At 67.1% G+C, this 16466-nt stretch carries 15 protein-coding genes and 1 pseudogene; 7 read left to right on the forward strand and 9 right to left on the reverse strand.

Annotation, left to right across the window (positions count from 1 at the left end):
- Nucleotides 1-140 precede the first annotated feature (140 nt).
- Nucleotides 141-536, forward strand: a complete 396-nt coding sequence (gene sodN / locus OG828_RS17370) for a superoxide dismutase, Ni (protein ID WP_059416585.1) — start codon at nt 141-143, stop codon at nt 534-536.
- Nucleotides 537-543: 7 nt separating this feature from the next.
- On the opposite strand, the pseudogene OG828_RS17375 reads toward sodN, so the two are convergent.
- Both OG828_RS17375 and OG828_RS17380 read right to left on the reverse strand, forming a co-directional pair.
- A pseudogene (locus OG828_RS17375) lies at nt 544-747 on the reverse strand (tyrosine-type recombinase/integrase); the annotation flags it as partial.
- A 398-nt stretch (nt 748-1145) separates the two neighbouring features.
- Entirely contained in the window at nt 1146-1487 is a 342-nt protein-coding gene (locus OG828_RS17380) for a transposase (protein WP_443062410.1), read from the reverse strand.
- A 371-nt stretch (nt 1488-1858) separates the two neighbouring features.
- On the opposite strand from OG828_RS17380, the gene OG828_RS17385 reads away from it, so the two are divergent.
- On the forward strand, nt 1859-2254 hold the full coding sequence (locus OG828_RS17385; RefSeq protein ID WP_328501651.1) for a hypothetical protein: 396 nt from the start codon (nt 1859-1861) through the stop codon (nt 2252-2254).
- Nucleotides 2255-2386: 132 nt separating this feature from the next.
- On the opposite strand, the gene OG828_RS17390 is transcribed toward OG828_RS17385, so the two are convergent.
- The 5 genes from OG828_RS17390 to OG828_RS17410 form a co-directional block, all read right to left on the reverse strand.
- Nucleotides 2387-3238 carry a class I SAM-dependent methyltransferase gene (locus OG828_RS17390; protein WP_443062411.1) on the reverse strand — a complete coding sequence of 284 codons (852 nt, stop codon included), beginning with the start codon at nt 3236-3238 and terminating at the stop codon, nt 2387-2389.
- Nucleotides 3239-3471: 233 nt separating this feature from the next.
- Nucleotides 3472-4020: an HAD domain-containing protein gene (locus OG828_RS17395; RefSeq protein ID WP_328501653.1), complete on the reverse strand. Its 549-nt coding sequence runs from the start codon at nt 4018-4020 to the stop codon at nt 3472-3474.
- 33 nt (nt 4021-4053) lie between these two features.
- Nucleotides 4054-4746, reverse strand: a complete 693-nt coding sequence (locus OG828_RS17400; protein WP_328501654.1) for a class I SAM-dependent methyltransferase — start codon at nt 4744-4746, stop codon at nt 4054-4056.
- Between the two features lies 1 nt (nt 4747).
- The gene (locus OG828_RS17405; protein WP_328501655.1) at nt 4748-5659 is read right to left on the reverse strand and encodes an aminoglycoside phosphotransferase family protein; all 912 of its coding nucleotides are present in this window, start codon (nt 5657-5659) and stop codon (nt 4748-4750) included.
- 83 nt (nt 5660-5742) lie between these two features.
- Complete coding sequence (locus OG828_RS17410; RefSeq protein WP_328501656.1) at nt 5743-6492, reverse strand: hypothetical protein; 750 nt, start codon at nt 6490-6492, stop codon at nt 5743-5745.
- Between the two features lie 213 nt (nt 6493-6705).
- Here OG828_RS17410 and OG828_RS17415 point away from each other — a divergent pair, with 213 nt between their 5' ends.
- The 5 genes from OG828_RS17415 to OG828_RS17435 all read left to right on the forward strand — a co-directional run bounded on the left by OG828_RS17415 (nt 6706) and on the right by OG828_RS17435 (nt 13368).
- Nucleotides 6706-8076, forward strand: coding sequence for a tetratricopeptide repeat protein (locus OG828_RS17415; protein WP_328501657.1), 1371 nt, complete (start codon nt 6706-6708; stop codon nt 8074-8076).
- A 36-nt stretch (nt 8077-8112) separates the two neighbouring features.
- Nucleotides 8113-8613, forward strand: coding sequence for an NUDIX domain-containing protein (locus OG828_RS17420; protein ID WP_328501658.1), 501 nt, complete (start codon nt 8113-8115; stop codon nt 8611-8613).
- Nucleotides 8614-8729: 116 nt separating this feature from the next.
- The gene (locus tag OG828_RS17425; RefSeq protein WP_328501659.1) at nt 8730-9170 is read left to right on the forward strand and encodes a hypothetical protein; all 441 of its coding nucleotides are present in this window, start codon (nt 8730-8732) and stop codon (nt 9168-9170) included.
- 65 nt (nt 9171-9235) lie between these two features.
- Nucleotides 9236-9595, forward strand: coding sequence for a hypothetical protein (locus OG828_RS17430; protein ID WP_328501660.1), 360 nt, complete (start codon nt 9236-9238; stop codon nt 9593-9595).
- Nucleotides 9595-13368, forward strand: a complete 3774-nt coding sequence (locus OG828_RS17435; protein WP_328501661.1) for a tetratricopeptide repeat protein — start codon at nt 9595-9597, stop codon at nt 13366-13368. The genes OG828_RS17430 and OG828_RS17435 overlap by 1 nt, the downstream gene beginning before the upstream one ends.
- Nucleotides 13369-13726: 358 nt before the next feature.
- Here OG828_RS17435 and OG828_RS17440 read toward each other — a convergent pair whose 3' ends face one another.
- Together OG828_RS17440 and OG828_RS17445 are read right to left on the reverse strand one after the other, a co-directional pair.
- On the reverse strand, nt 13727-14530 hold the full coding sequence (locus tag OG828_RS17440) for a phosphatidate cytidylyltransferase (protein ID WP_328501662.1): 804 nt from the start codon (nt 14528-14530) through the stop codon (nt 13727-13729).
- Nucleotides 14527-16356 carry a histidinol-phosphate aminotransferase family protein gene (locus OG828_RS17445; protein ID WP_328501663.1) on the reverse strand — a complete coding sequence of 610 codons (1830 nt, stop codon included), beginning with the start codon at nt 16354-16356 and terminating at the stop codon, nt 14527-14529. The genes OG828_RS17440 and OG828_RS17445 overlap by 4 nt, the downstream gene beginning before the upstream one ends.
- Nucleotides 16357-16466 lie beyond the last annotated feature (110 nt).

The raw sequence follows: 16466 nt of genomic DNA on the forward strand, positions 1-16466 counted from the left end.
GCACCTCCCCGGTTCGATCCTCCACCAGTCTCAGTCTGACCCCGGACTTTTGTCCTAAGCCCATGGGGGCACCCGCGAAAACCCGTCTCGCAGGGAGTAATGTCCCACCTGAGAAGACGATCACGAGGAAGGAATGCTCCATGCTTTCCCGCCTGTTTGCCCCCAAGGTCAAGGTCAGCGCACACTGCGACCTGCCCTGCGGTGTGTACGACCCGGCCCAGGCCCGCATCGAGGCGGAGTCGGTGAAGGCCATCCAGGAGAAGATGGCCGGCAACGACGACCCGCACTTCCAGGCCCGCGCCACCACCATCAAGGAACAGCGCGCGGAGCTCGCCAAGCACCACGTCTCCGTGCTCTGGAGCGACTACTTCAAGCCCCCGCACTTCGAGAAGTACCCGGAGCTGCACCAGCTGGTCAACGACGCCCTCAAGGCCCTCTCCGCCGCCAAGGGCTCCACCGACCCGGCGACCGGCCAGAAGGCCCTCGACTACATCGCCCAGATCGACAAGATCTTCTGGGAGACCAAGAAGGCTTGATCTATGGCTAGGCCGTCTGACCTGCGGTTTCGCGGGTCGCATCGCCTACCTGTCCGCACCCGGTCCGCAGGCAGCCGAGAACGGCGTCCATGACGGTCCGGGTGCGGTCTTCTTCGCCCGGCCACAAGTGCGCGTAGATCCGCAGCGTAACGACGGCAGATGCGTGGCCCAGGACGAGTTGGACCTGCTTGACGCTCGCTCCGCCTTGCACGGAGCCCCTGCGGGCGGTCGGGTCCTCGTACGCGTCGAACTGCACTCGACCGTGCTGCATATCGAAGTGCACGACGGCGGCAACGGCAGCCCCGAAAAGGTGCGAGGCACGAGAGACTGCCGCCGACGGCTGCGGCCTGCTGCTCGTGTCTGCCGTCGCCGGCCGCTATGGCGTGGGGTACGCCGGGGCACCCGGCAAGTGCGTCTGGGCCGCCTTCCACCACGGGGTGGCGGCCCGCATGCTGACGCCTGCCCGCGCAGCGTCTCTGACGCCGACCGCCGGGCTGATCGCCTCCTTGGCCACCACCACCTGGCAGGACACGACCCCAACCGGCGCCACGCTGTGCTACCTCCTTCTGGTGCCCCAACCTCCCCGCAGCCTCTGCGAGACGCCGACCGTCATCGAGCAGCGCATGCGTCAGTCGGTCTGCGCCTCGGCCCGGCCACCGCACCCCCACCCCGCACCAACAGACCGGACTCCCGAAGTCGGTCCAGGATCAGGTCCAGCACACGCCGCGGCGCCCGGTCGGCCACCAGACGGTCCCGGAACTCGCTCAGCACGGAATGGTCGAACCCGGGATCGGTTAACTCCAGCCCCAGGAGAAACTTCCAGCCGATGCGCCCGCGTAGGGCAGCGGCCGCCTGGCGGTCCGACAGGCCCTCCACGAACTGCAGCACCGACACAAGCGCCAACTGATGTAGTGGCCAGGAGGGTTGACCACGCTGCGCGAACAGTTCCACGAAGCCTTTGTCGGCGAAGAGCGGCCCAGTGCTCCCCGGATCCGCATGCACAGACAGCCCTTCGGGAACGCCAGCCGTGCCACCTCAGCGGTCTGGGCCGGAACCTCACCCGGCAGGCGTGGACGCAGCCACACCTCGATCACCTCACGCTCGCGCCCCCACGCCGTTTGCGGCCACCATCCCGCCGCCGCAAGGTCATTTGGCGACCACCGCCGAATTCGTCAACGATGTCCGACCAGAGACACCATCGCCTCTCGCCCCAATTTGAGGCAGAGATCAAATTTTGCTCAAGTAACGACGCCATGGGCAGCTGGCAGGGTAAATTTCGCACAGGCGAGTCACACTCGTGTGGCATCACTCATGGAGGCTTCATGTCAGTGCGAAAAGCAATCAGCGCATCGGTGACAGCAACTGCTTCGGTGGCTGCGATCCTTGCCATCAATACACCGGCGCAGGCTGCTGAAACGACCGTGTTCTGTGGACCTCCAGCCGCACTCGCGCCGGGGTGCTTCTACTCGACCGGCGACTACTTCACAGTCCAGGATATGCGTGTCGATGGACTGCGCGCTGTTCTGCTGTGGGAAACGGATTACGGCCGCAAGGGAGAGTGCCACGACGCAAATGGCGCCAACAACCCTCCCACCAAGTGTGATTACGACTTCAAGGAAGGGCACACCGTTCTCTTCAAGACGGTGCTCCGCAACGGGGCTAACGGGGCGGACCAGGGTGATTCCAACCCGATGATTGCCTGGATATCCGGTAGGTAAGCAACGACGTTTCGCTGACGTCAAGTCGGCTTCGATCGACCGGCGATCGGTGCACCATCGCGGGTCGACGAGCAGCATGAAGGGGCCCGGTCGGTTCGCCGACCGGGCCCCTTCCGCGTCGAGTGCGCCCTCTCACCGACGGCAAACGAGAACGCCACCGCGACAGTTGATCTCGAAGGCGCCCCGCTGCGCGATGTGCTCGCCGAGGATGACCCGAGCTCTGTCGATGGTCTCCTCGAACGGCACGTCATGCTGGTCCGCCCACGCCTGATACGAGGCCATGTGGGCGATGACGGGCTCAGGTTCGCGGACGGTGATGGTGCCGGACAGCTCGATCGCCTCCACGCGACCGAACTCCTCGCCGAGGAAGGCCGGAGCCTTCTCCAGCGAGAAGCGCGCACTGAGCGAGATACGGGCCGGTCCGCATCCGGTACCGAGGACGTCACCGGCGGCCCGTTGCCACAGGTCGTCGAGCTCCGGCTTGTCGCGGTCACCGTTGGTGGAGACGACGACCAGCCCGTCACCCGCGACGACTCGGGACAACTCCCGTACCGCCCGGGCGATATCAGAGACGTGGTAGAGCATGTGCATCGCCAACGCCGCGCCCACACTCGCCGTCGACAGCGGCAGACGGCCAACGTCCGCCACGGCGACCGGACCAGGCACACCGGCGAGGATGCCGGGAGCGATGTCCAGGCCCAGCACGGCCAAGTCGGGCCTGTCCCGGCGGAGTCGTCGGACGTACCTGCCGTTACCGCAGCCGACATCCACAACCCGTCCCCGCACGTCCCTCAACTGCTCGGCGACGATGCCCGGCAGGTCGTAACGGGGCGCCTTCCATTCGTAGAGCGCCTGGCGGGCTGCGAGGTCCCGGTCGCTGCTGTAGGCACGCCCGGTGAGGCGGGCCCGGTCGGTGACGGCGGCGTCTTGTGCGGAGGGTGGTTCGGTCACGTCCGGACCTCCGGGGCTACGGAGAGGGGTCATGACAGCCTTACCCCTCTGCTGGTAGAAGCCTGTTGTGGATTGGGCCTATGTCCACGAGGCGGGCTGCTGTCGAGCTCGCGTGGCAGGCAGGTCAGACAAGGGACTTGGCGCTTCCCACCACCATTTCAGGTGAGGGCCAGGCGTCAAATCCCTCGAACTTCCGTTGGGCCTCGCCCCGAGTCTCGGAACACATCGACTGCGCCGTGCTTGAGGGTTGAGCCTGCAGAGTGCGGTCAAGCCGCTGATGCGTGCGCCATGTACCGTCCGGCCCAAGCCACAATCGTGTCCAGGTGCTCGGCGTACAGACCTGCCAGAGGATCGGGCTGCACGAGCAGCGTGAGGCATCCGCTCTTGGTGCGCTGCTCGGCCCACTCATGGTCCAGAGGGCTGAAATCGTCGTCAATCCATGCGGCTGGGGCGTCGCCCAGCCACGAATCGGCGTGATCACGTTTCCACAGGTAACCGTTCGGACGGCTAGTAGTTAGGCGCGGTCGGGGCAAGTCGACGTACGGCAAGGGAGGCAGGCCAAGGAGCGGCCCGACGAGCGTGGTGGCGTCTTGGCGCCAGCTGGTACACCAGACGGGTGAGACCAGCCCGGTCCGGATCACGTCCATGAGCAGGGGGCCATGCGCGGGGTTGAGCCAGATAGTGACCGGATCGTCGGCGCTGCGGCCGGTGGGAACGACATCGTGGCGGCCGTGGGTCGCCGGGGTGGCCCCATCGGCGTCCGGGAAGGGGATGAGGACGCCGTCGATGTCAAGGAGCAGATAGGGCGGGCGCATCGGCTTCTCCCAAGGGGCGGCGGGGGGTGGGGGTCAGAGCTTGCGCGCGGTGATCAGCAGGGTGGTGGGCCAGTGACCGTGACGGGCGTCGTGGAACTCCTGGGCCGAGGTGAGCCAGAGGCCGGCGCGGTCGAGATGTTTCTCCCAGCGGTCAGCCTCAAAGTCCCAGCGGGCGATGGGCAGTCGGGTGCGGTCGGGGAGGGTGACGTAGTCCCGGCGGGGCCGGTCGTCGGTGGTGGGGGGCAGGCCGCCGCGCTGGGGGTGGGGGACGGAGAAGGCGAGGGTGCGCCCAGGTTCGAGGTGCTGGGCGATGGCCGGGAGCAGGAGCTCGGGGGCTACCAGGCCGATGGCTCCGAAAACGGAGTAGATGGTGTCGAACTGCTCGCCGGAGGCTTGCAGGTAGTGCAGGGCATGGCCGGCGACGAAGGTCAGATTGTTCAGCCGCCCGTAGTGCGACCGGGCCCGGCGGACCTGTAGGCCGACCAGATCGACACCGGTGACCTGGGCGCCATAGCGGGTGGCCAGGTGGGCGGCGTTATGACCGGGGCCACAGCCGAGTTCCAGCAGCCGCTTGTGGCGCAGGTCCGAGCCGAGAATCTCGGCGCCGGGCCCGCTGCCCGGCCGCGTTGTCCATTCCATCCGGGCGGGTACCGACAGCGGCTCGGCCGGGCTGACCGTAGTGCGCTGGAGGGCATGGACGTACCACGGGGAGGCCTGGGCGAGCACGTCAGACCTCCAGGAGGTGGAGGACGTCGGTGAGGTGGCGGCGTACGGCCTTGATGTAGCCGGGGTCGGTGGCCGGGTCGTTGATCCAGCGGATGGACTGTTCCATGAACCACTCGACGGCCCACATGCGGTGCCAGCCCAGCGCCCAGTTCTCGGCGGCGAGTCCGCCGCGCTGGGTGAGAGCATCCGAGGTGCCGCCGGCGGTGACGTACTGCTCCAGGAAAACCCGCAGGCGTACAGGGTCAGGAGGGTCGAGGGTGCCGTGCCAACTGGCCAGGTCGAGCAGGCCCGGCCCGGTGAAGGCACGGGCGAAGTCCAGCAGCCGCCATCCGCGTTGGCCGATGTGAAGGCTGATGGGGTGGTATTCGGAGTGCACCCAACCGAACGGCGCCACAGTCGTACCAGCCGACCGAGCCTCGGCGGCCTGAGCGATCTGGTTGAGCGCGTCCTCGACGTCGTCCGCGTCCTGCCAGCGTTCGGCCTTGCGGAGCCGGGCAAGGTGCTCCAGACCCCGGATCGGCAGCATGCGGAGGCGGGCCTGATCGAGGACGGGCAGGGCTGCAGCCGTACGGGTGCCGTGCAGGACCACGGCCGCGGCGGTGCCGTCGAGGTCGTCGGCGTCGCGGACGGCGGGGCCGAGGTCTTCCATGAGCATGCCGAGCCAGCCGTCCAGGACGGCGGAGGCGTGAACCTGCGGGACGGGGACGCCGAGCGAGTGCGCCAGGCGAAGAGCCTGGTCCTCGCCGTCGAAGGGCCGCTTCGCGTACTTGAAGATCGCGGTGCTGGTGTCGGGGAAGGTCAGGCGCTCGACACCGGACATGGACCATACGCGCACCTCCTCGCGCACGGCAGGGCTCCGGCCGGCCACGGTGAGCAGGTTGTCGAGGAGTTCGGCGCTGGGGTTCGCGGTCACGTGAGGGCTCCAGGGAGGTCGGGGGCGTTCCGGGGCGGGCCAGAGGTGCCGGCCCGCCCCGGAGCCTGGCGTGCGGCGTGGTGCTACGCGGCAGGGATCACTCGATGGGCGTAGACCTGCTCGATCCAGCCGGACTTGAAGGCCGCGAGGTCGTCACGGAAGGCGGTCATCGACGCACCGTAGGGCGCCACGACTCCGCCGGACTGGTCCGGCACGGACTGGCAGCCGTGCACGAGTCGGCCGCCGAGGGCTGCGTGCGCCTTGATGGACTCGATGCGGCGGTGCTCGTTGAACCAGCCGCCGTGGTACACCTCGTCGAGCGTCCCGCCCATCTCGTCGTCCAGGTCGAAGACGACGGAGGTGGCGGCGGGGAAGAACCAGCAGGGGCCGACGTTGGAGATGTGTCCGTCCAACTCGACCTTGTTGAGCGCCATCAGTGTGGCCGCCTCGCGCAGCATCCGCAGGTGCTCGGCGGTGATCTGCGGCAGGCCGAGGGTGGCGAGGTGCTCGTCGCGGAACAGGTAGGCGTACACCTCGTACGCGGTGGACAGTACGCGGGCGGCGTCCGAGGTGGAGATGGCGTGGGCCTTGATGAAGTCCAGCGCGAGCTGCTCGACAGAGCTCCCGGTGGTCTCCTCCACGTCCAGGAGCTTGGATTTGACCAGCTCCCAGTCGGCGACGAGCCAGGTGTTGGACTCGAAGCGGAAGAAGTACTCGGCCGGGTCGATGGTGATGCGCCGGCCGTCGATGTGCATGCCAGGCAGGCGGCTCCAGCGTTCGTCGAACGCGTCGGGCAATACGACCGTGATGGCCGTGGTGTCGATAGTGGTCACCGTGTCTCCGTCTCTGATCGGCCGGGTTCGGGCATAGGAATGCCCGAACCCGGTGTAGGCGTACGGAACTTCGGGGCCGCCCGGCCGAAGGGGGGAGCCTGGTCACGGTGTCGGACCGGGGCCGGGCGGCTGATGTTTAGTGAACCCTCCGTCACGCACAGTGGGTACGGTAAGAGGCAGTTGAAGCGGTATACGCGGTTTACAGGCTTCGGAGTGGGGGCGATCGTGGTAGCAGCGCCGACAGAGCCCAACTCCCGCCTGCGTGACGCCATCGAGGCGATCGGCTGCACCTACGAGGCGCTGGCGAAGGACATCCGGCGTATCGCGGCCGAGAACGGTGAGATCCTCCAGACCAACAAGTCGGCCGTCTCCCACTGGGCCAACGGCACACGTCGGCCGACCGGTCGGACCGGCCAGTACCTCGCTGAGGCGCTGTCCCGCCGAACAGGCCGCCCCATCACTCTGGTCGAGATCGGCCTTCGAGCACCCGAAACTGCGGTGGCGCAGGAGCCCGATCCGGTTCTGGCCGCCACCGATCTAGGCCGAGCCGACGTCGAACGCCGCCGCTTCCTTGCCGTGGCTGCCTTCACTACGGCCGGCGTGGCCATGCCGCTCCTCTACGACCACGAGGCCACCGCCCGCATGCTGCAGGCCCGCACCGGCAACTCCCTGGTCGGGATCGAGGACGTGGACGTCGTACGGCAGATCACCGCTGCCTTCAGTGCGGCTGACGAGCGCCTCGGCGGCGGACACGGCCTGACCACCGTCACCGCCTACCTCGCCGACACCGCCGCCCCCATGCTCCGCGGACGCTTCCCGAACGAAGCCCTACGGCAGGCCGCCTTCGGTGCCGTCGCCGAACTCGCCTACCTCGCCGGGTGGAAGCACCACGACCTCGGCCAAGAAGGCGCTGCGCAGCGCTACTACCAGGTCGGCTACCAGCTCGCTTGCGAAGCCGACCCGCGCGGTCACGCCGCCTGGATGATGCGCGCCCTCGCCCACCAGGCCCTCAGCCTCAAGCAGTCCCACCACTGCGTCGAGCTTGTCGAAGGCGCCCTTACCCGTGGCCTGGGCTACGTCGACGGCCAGACCGAGGCGCTGCTGCACATCACCCACGCCCGCGCCTACGCCGCGGTCGGCGCAAAGCCCGCAGCGGCCCGCGCCCTGCTCGCCGCCGAGGACGCCCTCCTACGTGCCGACGGCCCCCAGCCCAGATACTCCCGCGTCAGCGGACCGGCCGCCGGCACCGTCGCCAGCCACACCGCCCGCACCCTGACCGACCTCGCCGACCACGTCGGCACCGAACAACAACACCGCGACGCCCTGGTGCGCTGGAACCCCGAGAAGTACAAGCGCGTCCACGCCCTCACCTACGCCGACCTCGGTGACAGCCTCGCCGCCCAGGCTCGCGCCGACGAGGCCGTCGCCGCCTGGTCCCAAGCCCTGACACTGATGGAGGGCATGACATCCGACCGCACTCGTAAAGCCATCACATCGCTCCGCTCCACCCTGTCCATCTACCAGCGGCGCAAAGTGCCTGGAGCCGCCGAACTCGCCCGCCGCGCACGCGAAGCGCTGGCCTAAGCTGCCCATCAACCGGCCGACGAAGGGACACCAGCCGTGGCTCAGCGGACAACCGACGACCAGCCCAAAGCCCTGCCGCCCGCTCTCGAATCCATGACCCTGCTGGTCGCCGCCGTCATCGTCCACGACAAGGCCACCAATCGCGTCGTCCTTCTCCAGCGCAGCCAGAACGCCAAGTTCGCCCAGGGCATGTGGGATCTCCCCGTCGGCAAGAGCGACCCCGGCGAGCCCATCACCGAAACCGCCGTGCGCGAGCTGTACGAGGAAACCGGCCTGACTGTTAAGCCGGAATCCCTGAAGATCGCCCACATAATCCACGGCAGCTGGGGCGTCGAAGCGCCCAACGGCTTCCTCACCGTCGTCTTCGCCGCCCACGAATGGACCGGCAAACCCGAAAACCGCGAGCCGCGCAAACATGCCCAGGTCCGCTGGGTCGACACCGACGCAATCCCCGAGGAGTTCGTGGACACCACGGCCAGCGCCCTTCGTCAATACCTAGCTGAGGGGCAGCAAGTCACCCTCGATGGTTGGAGCTAGGCGCCATCCATCCTCCGTACGGCAGCTGTGGACTGTCCATAAACGGCGCATGCCCGCTGCAGCAACGGTAGCCTCCAGGATTACGACGGCCATCCAGCCAGGGGGGAACCAAAGAGATGCTCGATCCCGAACTTGTCTCGGTGGCAACCGGCGCAGCGGGAACGATCGTTGCGTCCATGCTCACAGGTGGAGCCATGGCTATCCGCCCAAGGATTGTGCAGCTCTTCCGTAGGGGCACCCAGGACGAACAGGCCATGGCCCTCAATGCCCACGACAACGACGCTCGGACGCTAGCAGAATGGGTTCGCACAGCAGCCTCCGATCCCTCGGCAGTAGCCGATCTGGCACGTGCCCAAGAACAGCTCACACAGGAATGGGCTCAGCGTCTAGCCGAGTACATAGACAGATATCAGGAAGCGCGCCCCGATCTTGACTCCATCGCCGAGGCCAGCGCCACCTCCAATACCGGGAGCCAGCACAACTCCGGGTCAGGGACGTTCGTCAACGGAACGGTCATCGGAGGCATTCACAACACCTACGGCGGCGGTTCTCAGTGACCGCGGCAACTGGAAGTTCGGCCTTCGATCCTCGCTCGCAGCAGAACACCGGACCAGGGACATTCGTGGGGCGTGACGTTCACGGCGGAGTTCACAACCACTTCGAGCGGCTCAGCGAAGAGACCAAGGGACACCTGAAGGTCATCGCCAAGACTTCGCCCAAGCTGGCGCAACTACTCGCCGACACCGCGATCCACAGCGCAAAGAACGCACAGGCAGCCGAGTTGATCGCTATCACCGCGAATCGCTTCAACATCGCCGACTCTGCGGAACTACTTGCGAGCGCCGCAGCAACCCTCGAACGAATCACTCTCCCTGACTCCGCACAATTAATCTCAGTCGCAGCACACAAGCTCGAAAAGGTGCTGCCGAGACTCCTCGACGCAGCGGACGCTTTGAACTCCAACCGCCGGGGGAGGATGTGATGAGCGGTGCTGACGAGCAACCGCGTGAACAGCGCAACGAAGGTCAGGGAACCTTTGTAAACGGCAGCCTCCATGGCGGCGTGTGGAATATCTTCGTCAACCACGCGTCTCAGAATGAGAAGCAGTCCCCTTCTGCCCAAGAGATGCTCGCCCTTGGCTCAGTAGCGGCTCCCTTCGGCAGGCTCCCGGAGGCCGTGCTGGGCCGTGATGGCATCCTCACAGCCCTCACGCAGCCCATGGACGATCCGCGTATCCAAGTCCTTTCCGGGATGGGCGGAGTAGGAAAGACCACAGTCGCCCTGAGTGCGGCTGAGCAGGCCAAGCAGGCTGGAGCCGAGGTCTTCTGGGTCCAGGCCGGATCCGCTGCCGCCGTGGCCGACGGGATGAGACACGCGGCCCTCCTCGCGGGCGCACCGGCCGAGCACGTAGCCCACGCCTGGGAAAAGGGCGGACGACCCGCGGCCGACCTGGTCTGGCGCCACCTGGCGAACATGGACCGCCCGTGGCTGTTTGTCTTCGACGATGCCGACGATCTCGACGTTCTCTCTTGCCCAGGTGCCGCCTTGGCCGACGCTACTGGCTGGGTCAGGCCCCCTGTCGGCAAGTCGTACGGCGTACTGGTCACCACGCGTGACGGTAACAAGCGGTCTTGGGGCGACAGAATTGCACGATGCCACCAGCTTGATGTCCTGGAGACCAAATTCGCAGGCCAGGTCCTCCAGGAACTCGCTCCCGAAGCGGGGGACACAGACTCCGCTCGGTCTCTGGCTGACCGGCTGGGCTCCCTACCGCTCGCACTGCATCTGGCGGGCGCTTACCTAGCGATGGCTCACGAAGATCCATTGGCTGAAGCGCAGACCTTCACCGATTATGTCCGTGTCCTCGACGACTCCCCCCTGTTCCTCGACGACGCGGCAGAGGGTGTGTACGGGGATCTACGCAGTGAAGAGGAGCGAGCTCGCCGGACCATTGCCGGTACGTGGGAGCTATCCCTCGCCCTCCTGGAACGGCAAGGCACTGTGCATGCCCGTGGCCTGCTCCAGTTGCTGTCTTGTTTCGCCCCAGCTGCCTCCTTACCCGCATCCCTGCTCAGCCCGTCTACGATTGCTGAACTCCGGATGTGGCCAAAGGACCTGGCACCGCGCGCAATCAGAACGGCCCTGAGTGGCCTGCGTAGGTTCGGGCTCATCGGGGTCGACACGCTGCCGAAAGAACCCGTTTACCAGATCCATCGACTTGTGGCCGAGGTGTCGGTCGCCCCACTCCTCGCTGAGCCATCGGAGTACCGAGCGGTATGGGACTCAGCAGCCGATCTGCTCGTGGCGGCAACCCCGTACCGTGAGAATCCGCGGGATCCGAGTTCGTGGCCGGCCTGGCAGAGCCTCATCCCGCACTGGACGGTCATGATGCGCCGCCTGCCGCGATGGAGCACTCCTGCCGATGACCGTCTCAACGGCGTGTTGGTCGGCGCCGGGGTCGCCGTGTCATACCTGCACTTCCGGAGCGACTACACCACGGCCTGCGCACTGGCCGACGAAGCCTTGGAGCGTGCCGACTCCGCGGAGGCCGCCCCATGGATTGGGCTCAACATCCGCAGACATCGAGCCGTCGCAATCGAGATGATGGGCGATCTGAAAACGGCGGAGTCCGAACTCGCTTACATCGTTGAGGAATGCGCCAAGCAGTTCGGCGCAGCCGACTCCACCACGCTGTCCGTGCGCTACCAACAAGCGCGGGTGACATGTCAGCGCGGAAAGCTCCAGGAGGCGGAACGCGAGTACGACGAGGTGATCCGCCAGGAAACCCGGCTGTTCGGCGCGACTGCAGCCACCACGCTGCGCACACGCCACGCCCGTGCGATCTGCATCAGAAGCATGGGGCGCCTGGACGAGGCAGCAGACGAGGGAAGGCAGGTACTGGATGGGCTGCGCGAGGAGTTGGGAGAGAAGCACCCGGATGTTCTCGAGGCTCATCACGAATTCGCCATCTCGCTGCGTGATCAAGGGGAGAACGAGCGTGCCGAAGAGGTCTTCCGCCAGGTTCTTGAGCTGGAAGAGGAGATCCTCGGGATCGAACATCCCTCCACATTAATTACTCGGGCAAACCTGGCCGGTACACTCATATTACGGCAGGAGTCCACCGAGGCGGAAACCGAGATCCGGGCCGTGCTGGATGCGCGAACCCGAATCCTGGGCCCCAATCACCCAGAGACGCTCGACGCACGCCACACCCTGGCCGTATTGCTCACACAGCAAGGGGAACTCGACGCGAATAGCGCTGCGGCCGCCTTCGCCGAATTGACCGATGCACAGAAGAGACAACTCGTTGATGATCATCCCAACGTGCTGGCAGGTCGCAAGAGTCACGCCGCAGCCCTGCGATCCCTAGGCGAACTGGTCAATTCGGAATCGGAGTACAGGGCGATTCTTGACGCGTCAACAACATGCCACGGGGAGCATCACCCTGTCACCCTGAATGCCCGCTTCGAATGGGCAAAGTCTCTGGGACACGTTGGGCGAACAGACGAGGCGGTATCGGAGATGCGAAACGTCCTGGCTCTCCAGGAGGATATACTCGGCAAGTCACACCGGAACGTGGCCAGTGTCCGAGCGTCGCTTGGTGCCCTCTTACTGCAGCAGGGAAAACTCGCGGAGGCCGAGGGGCAATTGCGGCAGGCCCTGAACGCCCTGCCAGAAGACGACGGTACCCGCCTCGATGTCCGACACGATCTCCTGGCGGTGCTGTACGCACGCGGCAGGCTGCGGGAGGTCATCCACCAACTGCAGGAGATCGCTGATCAGGAGCGGCAGAGCTTGGGGCCTGCACACCCCAACACGATCAATGCCCACAACAGTCTCGGGGTCGCACTGAAGGACTTCGGAAGGCTCGACGAGGCTGTTGCCGTCTGTCGCGAGGCGCTCAAGGACGCGGCCTCCAAGCACTCGGCCGATCAACCGTTGGTGCTGACATTACGCCACAACCTCGCCGTTGCTGTGCGCATCCAGGGCAATCTCGATGAAGCGGAGAAGGAACACTCAGCGATCCTGGAGATCCAGGAGCGCAGGCATGGCCCTGAGAATTCCGAGACGCTTTCCACTCGACTCTCTCTCGCTCGCATCCTAGAAGACAGAGGGGCCGTCGCAGAAGCCGAGTCTACATATCGGGAAATCCTGTCAGTTTGCACCCGTCGCCTGGGACGCAATCACCGGCAGACCCTGTCCGTCTGGGGAAACCTAGCCTTCCTGCTAGCCAATCAGGAACGATTCATCGAAGCGGAAACGGAGTACCGAGAAGCGCTCGATGCGTGCCAGGAGACGCTCGGGGACGACCACCCCAAAACCCTGACGATGAACCACAATTTAGCCATGGTGTTGGGGCACCAAGGGAATTTCACCGAGGCCGTTCCTCGACTCAGCGACGTCGTAGAGCGTCGGGAACGCACGCTGGGACGTGACCACCCAGAGACGCTGACAACACGTGAGATCCTCGGCGAAGGCTTGAGCCGGGTAGGAAGGCCAGCAGCAGGCGCCGATCAGTTCAAGGAACTGGCAGAGGGATGGGCACGCATTCGCGGTGAAGACGACGACTCGGTCTGGGACGCACGCTATCGACGAGCGCAGCTGCTGTGGGAAGCCGACCAACCACGAGCTGCGCAGGACGAGCTGGAAGCTCTGCTGAGCGAAGCCTTGCAAGCCAGAGCGGATGGAGATCCCCGTATCACCACCCTTCAACGGGTGCTGATGGCCGTACGCGCCGACGACGGCAATTCTTAGCATCGCCCGCATACACAATCGGCTTGGATCATTCCACCTCAGCAAGCGAAGCACCGAGGCTGTGATAGCGAGAGGCGCGGCAGTCCGCATACAGTCCGCAAGACACCCGATCAAGACCGTCGCACCCCATCGCTACCAATCGCCAAAAGGCCAGGTCAGCGCCCGACAGGAAAGATCCCACAGATCACTGACCCGGCCCATTACTAGGAGACCAAGAAGGCCTGACGTCAAGTCAGCCTCCATGACCGGCGATCGGTGCACCATCGCAGGTCAACGGGCGTACCCAAGGGCCCGGTCGGTTCGCCGGCCGGGCTCTCGCGCGTCGCGAGCCAGTTCGCGGGCGCCGCTTGACGTGCCGTCACCGCAGCACAAGCAGCACCGCCAACGCGATGAGCAGCGAGTCGATCCGGTCCAGCAGGCCCCCGGAGCCGGCCAGCCACTGGCCCGCGTCCTTCGTCTGCGCGCCCCTCTTGACCATGGACTCGAGAAGGTCGCCGGCGGGGCCGCCGACCGCCACCGCGATCGCCATCGGCCAGCTCAGTGCCGACAGGACGGCGAGCGTGCCGAGGCCGGCTGTGGCGCCGGCGAGTGTTCCGCTCCAGCGTTTGGCCGGGGACAGAGGGGACAGTCGCGGCCCGCCCAGGCGTTGGCCGGCGAAGTAGGCCACGATGTCGGCGACCGAGACCGCCACGAACAGCGCCAACCCGCTTGCCCCGAGCGGTACCAGCGTGGCGAGCACACTCAGCCAGGCCAGTCCGAGCAGACCGGCGCAGAGGCGGCGCAGGCCGTGGTCGGCGTCGCCGGCCAGCAGGGGCACCGCGGCCACCGCGAGCGCTCCGATCGCGAAGGCCCGCAGCACCTCGCCGGGTGCCAGCCACGCGGCCAGCACCACGCCGGTGACCGCGGCGGCCAGTACCGCCCGGTCGACCCAGGCCAGCCGCATCAGCCCGCCGAACTCCAGCACTCCGATCACGCCCACCACGATGGCGATCGCCGCGGTGCCCGGGTGGCCCAGCCAGAACGCACCGGTGACCAGCGGCACTCCGACCGCCCAGGCGCACCACCGGATCAGCAGCTCGCGACGCCGGGACACCGCCACCCCGATACCGCCGAGCACCAACGCCCCACCGAGGAAGGGCGCCAGTGAGGCCACGGTGATCATCGAGCGGGGCCGGTGGCCAGAGGAGCGGAGACCGAGGCGCGTTCCGACTGTGGCGCATCCAGCGCGGACCGCCCCAGCCGTAGCGCATCCCGCGAGGCCCGCCCCGGCCGCAGCGCATCCCGCGCCGCCTCAAAAGCCGCCACGATGCGCGCGTTCTCCGCCGTGTCCCTGACCGCGATCCGGACGGTACGTCCCTCGTACCGTGGGGACAGCGGCGACAGATCGCGTACGTACACGTCGTGGCGCCGGCATTCGCTCACCACTTCCGCCGCGCTCGGCCCACCGGTCGGCAGGGTCACGGTGAGGAAATTGGCCACGGCTTCCTCGACCACCGCCTCCTCGTCCAACCCGGCCAGGTCGGCGGCCAGTTGCCGTCGGAGCGCGTGGGTGCGGAGCCAGCGGTCGCTGTAGTACGCCGGGTCGCGCAGGGCGGCGACCGCGGCCAGCTGGGCCGGGAGGCTGACCGGCCAAGGCGGCGTCCATCGTCGTAGCCGCGCCGTGGTGGTCGGCTCGGCCACCAGGTACGCGGCCCGCATGCCGGACAGCGCGTACATCTTGGACAGTGATGTGCAGACCACCACGCGCGGGTCCACCGCCGCGAGGTCGGCGAGCGACTCGGTCAGGCCGACGTAGCCCAGGTATGCCTCGTCGATCCACCAGCGGGTCCGGGCCGGTGCGGCGGCGATCAGTGAGCGCAGCTCCGCGGCGGGCGCGTGGCGGCCGGTCGGGTTATTCGGGTTGACCACGACCACGAGGTCGTAGCGGCCGGAGGCGACGGCGGCGGACAGCCGGTCCGGATCGATGCGCCAGCCGTCCTCGCGGCGCAACCGGAACCGGTCCACCCGGCAGCCGATCACCCGCTCCGTGACGTGGGCGTATTCGCCGTAGCCCGGGTCCATCAGCAGCACCCTGCTCTCGGGGGTCAGCCACTGGCCGAACGCCCGGAAGATCAGGTCGGACGAACCGGCGCCGACCGCGAGCGTCTCCGTCGGCAGGCCCCGGGCCGAGGCGATCTCCGCCACCAGGCCCTCGGCTCCGGTGGGTGGGGAGGTCCGGGCGAACCAGGCCGGGTCTTCCGCCAGCGCCGCCCGCACGCCGGGGGCCGGTGGGAACCAGGCGTCCAGCACGTCGGCCGCGACCACTTGATGACGCCGGTGCAGGCTGCGGAAGTCCGTGCCGATGGCGGTGAACGAGGCCCCGCCGTGTTCGCAGCCGTCCGGCCGGGGTGCGAAGGGCACGTCCAGCCGCCAGTCCACGGTGGACCGCAGGCGCTCCAGCGTGGTGCGGTAACGGTCCCGGGCGACCTTCGTCAGCTCGGTCACGCTGCCGGTCAGCACCTCGAAGGTCAACGCCCCGCTGTGGACCGTACGGCCGACCGGGCGCAGGCCCACCGCCCGGTACATGTCGAGCAGTTCCGTACGTCCCATCGCCACCACATGGCGACCGCCCCGGGCGGCGATCCAGCGGAGGGCCGCGTACATCAGCAGGGCCGCCGCCGAGGTGGACCGCCGGTGCGGTTCGACGGTGAGGATGCGGACCTCGAACGGGTCGCCGTCGCTCAGCAGCGGCAGCTCGTCGCGGGTCAGGTACTTGTCCAGCGCGTACCGCCCCAGCCAGGGCGGAGTCAGGCTGACGAAGCCGATACGGGCCGCGCCGCGCGCCGCGACCAGGTAGACGTTGTCGCCGTCCAGCCCGTCGCGCAGCCGCCCGGACGGATCCGGCGCGTGCTGGCCCAACTCCCGTGCGTAGACCCGGTGACGGAGTTCATGAATCCACTCCAGATCCTCCGGGGTGGCAGCGCGCAGTTGTACCAGGTCACGGCCCATAAGCACCTCTCTCGACACGGGGAGCACGCACATAGTGCGGAGTGCGGAGCGGGCGAGCCAGGGCACAGCGACGCAACCGACTTGAGTACGCGTACTCAGGCGCCGTACGG

This window comes from Streptomyces sp. NBC_00457, from assembly GCF_036014015.1.
GTDB lineage: Bacteria > Actinomycetota > Actinomycetes > Streptomycetales > Streptomycetaceae > Streptomyces.